The 6,625-nt window shown below is 67.0% G+C and carries 7 protein-coding genes; 3 read left to right on the top strand and 4 right to left on the bottom strand.

Annotated elements, in window-relative coordinates; translation table 11 throughout:
* Positions 1-44 precede the first annotated feature (44 nt).
* The 3 genes from ABZ382_RS35150 to ABZ382_RS35140 form a co-directional block, all read right to left on the bottom strand.
* Entirely contained in the window at positions 45-305 is a 261-nt protein-coding gene (locus ABZ382_RS35150; RefSeq protein WP_357098195.1) for a hypothetical protein, read from the bottom strand.
* 521 nt (positions 306-826) lie between these two features.
* Positions 827-2,026: a lipid-transfer protein gene (locus ABZ382_RS35145; RefSeq protein ID WP_357098192.1), complete on the bottom strand. Its 1,200-nt coding sequence runs from the start codon at positions 2,024-2,026 to the stop codon at positions 827-829.
* The gene (locus ABZ382_RS35140; protein ID WP_357098208.1) at positions 2,019-2,441 is read right to left on the bottom strand and encodes an OB-fold domain-containing protein; all 423 of its coding nucleotides are present in this window, start codon (positions 2,439-2,441) and stop codon (positions 2,019-2,021) included. Before ABZ382_RS35140 ends, ABZ382_RS35145 begins: the two co-directional genes overlap by 8 nt.
* Before the next feature lie 130 nt (positions 2,442-2,571).
* Between ABZ382_RS35140 and ABZ382_RS35135 the strand changes: the two genes are divergently transcribed.
* Positions 2,572-3,333, top strand: coding sequence for a GTP-binding protein (locus tag ABZ382_RS35135; RefSeq protein ID WP_357098189.1), 762 nt, complete (start codon positions 2,572-2,574; stop codon positions 3,331-3,333).
* Between the two features lie 6 nt (positions 3,334-3,339).
* Here the strand turns inward: ABZ382_RS35135 and ABZ382_RS35130 are convergent, their stop codons facing one another.
* Entirely contained in the window at positions 3,340-4,074 is a 735-nt protein-coding gene (locus ABZ382_RS35130) for a maleylpyruvate isomerase family mycothiol-dependent enzyme (RefSeq protein WP_357098186.1), read from the bottom strand.
* A 271-nt stretch (positions 4,075-4,345) separates the two neighbouring features.
* Here ABZ382_RS35130 and ABZ382_RS35125 point away from each other — a divergent pair, with 271 nt between their 5' ends.
* The gene (locus ABZ382_RS35125; RefSeq protein ID WP_357098184.1) at positions 4,346-4,954 is read left to right on the top strand and encodes a cutinase family protein; all 609 of its coding nucleotides are present in this window, start codon (positions 4,346-4,348) and stop codon (positions 4,952-4,954) included.
* A gap of 108 nt (positions 4,955-5,062) precedes the next feature.
* Positions 5,063-6,616: an acyl-CoA carboxylase subunit beta gene (locus ABZ382_RS35120; protein ID WP_357098181.1), complete on the top strand. Its 1,554-nt coding sequence runs from the start codon at positions 5,063-5,065 to the stop codon at positions 6,614-6,616.
* The last annotated feature ends 9 nt before the right edge of the window (positions 6,617-6,625 follow it).

Below are 6,625 nucleotides of genomic sequence, written 5' to 3'. Positions count from 1 at the left end.
CGCCGGGCGGTCCTCGCCCGGCGACCGCCGTCGCGACTCCGACGCTAGTGCGAGGAGATGCCCGCCGAGAGGGTGCTGAGGACGCCGTTGGCGTACCCGCCGCCGAACGCGCTGCCCAGGCCCGCGCCCAGGGCGGTGAGGTCCACCGACCCGGTGCCGATGGCGTTGCCCAGTTCCGAGGCCGAACCGGACGTGACCGGCAGATCCACCGGGGTGGTGAGCGGAATGCCGTCCGCCGCAGCCGTTCCGATGCCGGCTCCGAGCAGCGCCGCCGACGCGATGCCCACAAGAATCGTTCGTTTCATAAACTGTCCCTCTTATCCAGGTTGTCGGAACGGACGAGGTCGTCCCACTCCGCGCGCCAGAGCATATGAAATATCGCTAATTCACATGAGTGTTTTGGACCGTTTGGTATCACTGCCACAGTGACCCCCGGGCGGCGGTTGTGAATAGTCCTCATTAGCGAATAAGTCGCCGAGAAGTGGTCCGCCGCCACCGTACGCACGAAGCACATGGTTCGAACCCCGCAACCCGGAAGCGGAGTCTTTGCCCTACTGACCAATTCGGGCCGGGCACAACGAGAACGGCCCGCTGGGCCAGCGTCAGGATGGTCGGCGCGATCTGCGCGGTAAGCACGGCATCGTTCACGACCGCCCGCGTCGCCCCGGGGCCGAAGACCACCGGCGTCCCGCCATTTTTGTTCCGCGCAGAATATTTCACGGTGGAATCACATATTCTGGACAATTGCCCAGTTCCGAATTGTCGTTATCAACGACGAGAACCCGGGCCGCAGCCCGGGTTCTCGAAGTATTCGACAGCGAACGAATCAGCGCGTCACGATGGTCGCCGAACCGTGGCCGAACAGGCCCTGGTTGACCGCGATGCCGGCGCGGGCGTTCTCCACCTGACGGCCGTCGGCCTGACCGCGCAGCTGCCAGGTGAGCTCGCAGATCTGGGCGATGGCCTGGGCGGGGATGGCCTCGCCGAAGCAGGCGAGACCGCCGGAGGGGTTGACCGGGACGCGGCCACCCAATGTGGTTGCGCCGCTGCGCAGCAGCGCCTCCGCGCCACCGACCTCGCACAGGCCGATGTCCTCGTACCAGTCCAGCTCCAGGGCGGTGGACAGGTCGTAGACCTCCGCCATCGACAGGTCCTCGGGGCCGATGCCGGCCTCCTCGTACGCGGCGTGCGCGAGGGAGGACCGGAAGGTGTGCGGCGGCGGCTCGACGGCCAGGGCCGAGTCGGTCGCGAAGTCCGGCAGGTCGAGGACGGTCTTCGGGAAGACCGGGGTGACCGTCGACAGGGCGCTGATCCGGACCGGGTCGGCGATGCCGTGCTTGCGCGCGTAGTCCATCGAGGTGAGGACCAGGGCCGCGCCGCCGTCACTGGTGGCGCAGATGTCCAGCAGGCGCAGCGGATCGGAGACGATGGCCGAGGCGGCGATCTCCTCGACCGACACCTCCTTGCGGTAGCGCGCGTACGGGTTGTTCAGGCCGTGGCGGGCGTTCTTGACCTTGACCGCGGCGAAGTCGTCGAGCGTGGCGCCGTGCAGGGCCATGCGGCGGCGGGCGTACAGCGCGAAGTAGATCGGGTTGGTCGCGCCGAGCAGGTGGAAGCGCAGCCAGTCCGGGTCGTCGCGGCGTTCGCCGCCGACCGGCTGGAAGAAGCCCTTCGGGGTGGTGTCGGCGCCGATCACCAGCGCCACATCGGTGAGCCCGGCCAGGATCTGGGCGCGGGCGTTGGCGATGGCCTGCGCACCGGAGGCGCACGCGGCGTAGCTGCTCGAGATGCGCGCGCCGGACCAGCCCAGCGCCTGAGCGAAGGTCGCGCCGGCGACGAAGCCCGGGTAGCCGTTGCGGATGGTGTCCGCGCCGGCGATGTAGCCGACGTCCTCGTGCTCGAGCCCCGCGTCGGCGAGCGCGGCGCGGGCGGCGACCAGTCCGTACTCGACGAAGTTGCGTCCCCACTTGCCCCACGGGTGCATGCCCGCGCCGAGGACGGCGATATCGCGATTCGTGTCAGTCATTGACCGGCCTCCACTTCCACACCGTGTGCTCCGCCTCGTCGTCCTCGTACAGGGTGCCGATGGCGAGTTCGACGGGCATGCCCACGGCCAGGTCGTCGACGGTGAACCCGCGCACCACCTGTCCGAGAATGACCATCTTCTCGACCTCGAGCTCGACCGCGGCGATCACGTACGGCTCGAACGGGTCACCCGAGACGTACGGGGCGGGCGGCTTGTACCGGGCATCCGCGTACGACCAGATCCGGCCACGCGTGGAGAACAGGTAGTCCTCCAGCTCGGAGCCGTCTTTCGGGCCCGCGCACCGGGGGTTCCGGCAGGCGAGGGTGTTCTTCGGGAAATACGGTGTGCCGCACTCCTTGCAGCGGCTGCCGCGCAGCCGCGCCACACCGTCATCCGCAGTGAACCAGTCGGCCACGGCGGGGCGTTGTTCTTTCTGCACAAGCCCGACGGTATAGGAACACGTTCTACTTTGGGGGCGAATTCCCCACGCGCGATCCACCCCCGGAGGTACGGTGAACCCTCGGATTGAGGAGTAACCCACCGCGATGGCCACCAAAGCTATTGACCCGCAGTCGATCCGCAACGTGACGCTCATCGGCGACCCCGCCGACACCACCCGACTGCTGCACCGTCTGCACGGCTCCGCCCACCCCGGCCCCGAGCTGCGCTGGTCCGCCGACCGAGCCGATCACACGATCCGCCTGTCCGAGGTCTCCAGCGACGCTCCCATCCCGATCCTGCAACGCGCCATCCGCGTCGCCGACAGCGTCATCGCCGTCGTGAACGCCGCCGAAACCAACGCGCCGCGCCTGGAGACGATCCTCCAGATCGCCGACGACCACCAGGTCGCGCGACTCTGCCTGGTCACCTCCCTCGACGATCCCACCGCCAACTTCCCCCGCTGCCTGCGCACCATCGCCGACACCCGAGGCGCCATCCCCCTGACCCTCCAGCTCCCCCTGGGCACCGGGACCGCTTTCGAAGGCGTCATCGACCTGCTCCCCCTCTGGGCCCTGGAACCCCTGGCCGCCGAAATCTACGGCCCCCACTGGAAATCCGCCGAACACGGCTACCACGCCCTGATCCGCACCCTCACCGAAGACACCACGGACCCCACCCCAACCGAGCCCACCCTCGACCAACTCCATCACCGAATCCGCTTCCTCACCCGCCTCGGCGACGTCGTCCCCATCCTGTGCAGCGCCGCCCCCCGAAGCAACGACACCGCCCCCCTCCTCGACGCGATCGTGCGCTACCTCCCCTCCCCACTGGACGTCTGCCAACCCGAGCACGCGCTCGACTACTGATCCGGGTCAGATCCAGACCGGTGCAACCGGAACAGCGTCGGCGCCGTCGGCCCTCAGATCGGTGTTCTCAGCGGGCATGCGGCCGCTGAGCCACGCCAGAAGGTCGGCCTGCGTGCCGGTGACGCCGACCCGGCCGCGAGTCTCCGCGGCGCCCGGATCTCGGGCGAACCCACTGTCGGTCGCCCGCAATCGCGGTGCGGGACCGTCCGCACCGCGCCGATCGAGGGCATCGGCGATGTCGTCGAGAATCCATCGAGCGGCGGCGACAGGGATATCCGAGAACGAATACCCCGCGTCGAGGTCGACATGGTGGATCTCCAACTCGCGCAGCCGCATCGGGATCAGCGTTTCCGCCGTTCGTAGTTCTCCGGTGCGCGGGCGTACCTCGCGCCGCCAACCCTCCTCGGACAACGCGCGCACCGCGTCAGCGAACCGGACCCCATTGTCGACGAGGTCGGTCATCAGTTCGGAGACCGATCGTTCCGCGCCGGCCTCGATTTCGGCGGCTCGCGCTTCCATGCTCGGGTATTGCGGGACTTCGATTCCGGTGCGGGCCCAACTCAGCAGCCGCATCAAGCTGTCGCCCGCCCGGCAGACATGGGTGATCACATGTCCTCGTGTCCACGGCGGGATCAATGTCTCGGCGTCAACCTGATCGTCGGTGAGCCGACCGACCGTCGCGATGAATCGTTCGGTCGATGCCGCGATCGGTTCGAGCCATCCGGTCCTGGTATCGGACACGAACACGTCTGCCAATTCCCGTCCTATTTCGAGTAATTCACGCCAGCGGCACCCAATTATGTTGCCTTCGAGCCACTTTGCCCTGGATCTTCTTGCCACGTCAATAAGGGAGGGAATGATATACGAGGAGCCTCGCCCAGCATTCCGGGTCCACAGGCACCCGGCATTGCCGCCCGGATCGAACCGTCCGCAGCTGGCCGAGCCAACGCACCGGTCGGATCATTTTTGCGTAAGCTGAAATCGGATCCGCCGTGTTCGAGAAAGTACGACCATGGGTAGAGCAACGGCACTCCTCGCCGCACTACTGATGACCATCCTCTTTCCCATCGCCCCGCCGATGATTGCCAGGGCTGGCGCGGACAGCTGTGTCGGCACCTGGACCATAGGGATCGGCGGTGGCGACAACGTCGAGTCGGCATTCACCCCCTATACCGACCGGGTGATCACCTACAGTTCCGCCGCCCCGGTATCGGCGATCGACGAACTCGACCACCTGTTCTGGTCACACCGAGCAGAATGCCCGGGCGACCATATTCGCTTGATAGGCCACAGTCAGGGCGCGGCCATAGTGCACGCGTGGATCACCGACCACCCGAACGCCTCCAACACGAACGCCATTCTCCTGGCCGACCCCAAGCGCGCCCCGGGTCCCGGCGACGGCGGGGTGTCCGCGACGCCCGGCAATTCGCTCGTCGGTTACCCCCTCGCCGGCGTGGACAATTGGTTCGGAAACGTCCCGGTCCTCACCGTCTGCAACCACGACGACCCGATCTGCGACGCCTCGGCCACTTGGCGGGGTTACGCCGAGGGCGCCCACCTCCGCTACGACTTCAACGTCAACGACTACGGCAACTGGGACTCCGGCGTCTGGTATCGCTAGCCGACGCCTGCGCGAACCGTGCCGAGGAAAAGGTGGGCCCCCGTTTTCCGCCGATACCGCCTAACCTCGCTGGTGCACAACGGTTCGGCGCAGAAGGTGGCAGTAAGAGTGATCGGTACGCGGGCGAAGCTCGATGAACTGGCAAAGATTCTGGAGATCGCGGCGGAACCGGCGGGGGAAGCCGGGGTCGTGAAGCGGGAGAAGAAGGGAATTCCGAGCGTTCGGCAGCGGGTGCACATGCTGCTCGATCCCGGGACATTCATCGAGACGGGGGCGCTGGCCCGGCAGCCGGGACAACCGGACGCGCTGTACGGTGACGGGCTGGTGACCGGTCGCGGGCTGATCGGGGGCCGGCCGGTGGTGGTGATCTCCCATGATCAGACCGTGTACGGCGGGTCGGTCGGGGTGACGTCGGCGCAGAAGTTCATGCGGGCATTGCAATTCGCGTTCGACACCGCGTGCCCGGTGGTGACGATCAACGATTCCGGCGGCGCCCGCATCCAGGACGCGGTCGGTTCCATCGCCTCGTTCGGCGATATCTCCCGGGTGCTGGAGAAGCTGTCCGGCTATGTGCCGCAGGTGTCGATCATTCTCGGGAAATGCGCGGCCGGTTCGGTGTACGGGCCCATCAATACCGACGTGCTCATCGGCACCAAGGATTCCTACATGTTCGTCACCGGGCCGGACGTGATCAAGGCCGTCAACGGTGAGGATGTGAGCGCCGAAGAACTCGGTGGCGCCGAGGTGCAGGCCAAGCGCGGCACCCTGCACCACGTGGCCGACACAGAGGAAGAGGCCTACCGGTGGGCCCGCGACTACCTGAGCTATATGCCGACCAGCTGCCTCGAGCAGCCGCCGATCGTGAATCCCGGTCTGGAACAGGAGATCACGGCGCACGACCTGGAACTCGACACGATCATCCCGGACTCCGATCGCGCCGGTTACGACATGCACGAGATTCTGCTGCGCCTCTTCGATGACGGCGAATTCCATGAAATCCGTGCGGCATTCGCGCCGAACCTCATCACCGGATTCGCCCGCGTCGACGGCTATCCGGTCGGGGTGATCGCCAATCAGCCACTGGTGCTGGGCGGTTCGATCGACGCCGCCTGCTCGGACAAGTCGACCTACTTCATCCGGCTGTGCGACGCGTTCAATATCCCGCTGGTGTTCGTCGCCGATACTCCGGGCGTGCTGCCGGGTCTCGCGGAGGAGGCGGCCGGCGTGATCATCCGCGGCGGCCGCACGCCTCGGGCGATCATCGAGGCCACCGTCCCGATCATCAACCTGGTGGTGCGCAAGTCCTACGGCGGCGCGTACGGCATGATGGCGGCCCGGCAGGTCGGGGCGGATATCAGCCTCGCGTGGCCGACCGCCCGCATCGCGGTGATCGGCGCCGACAGCGCGGTCGACCTGCTCGGCAAACGCCAACTGGCGGCGATGCCGGAGGAACACCGCTCCGCCGCCCGCGAATTCATGGTCAACCAGTACAACGAGACGATCGCCACCCCGTGGATCGCCGCCGAACGCGGCTACATCGACGCGGTCATCGAACCGTCCCGGACCCGCCTGGAAATCCGCCACGCCCTCCGGCTACTCCGCGACAAACCGAAGGTGAAGCCGGAATTCAACCCGCGCAAGCACGCCATCTACCCGATGTGAGCCGATGCG

Source organism: Nocardia sp. NPDC005825 (assembly GCF_040630175.1).
Classification (GTDB): Bacteria; Actinomycetota; Actinomycetes; order Mycobacteriales; family Mycobacteriaceae; genus Nocardia.
This window is presented reverse-complemented; position numbering and strand designations above follow the sequence as displayed.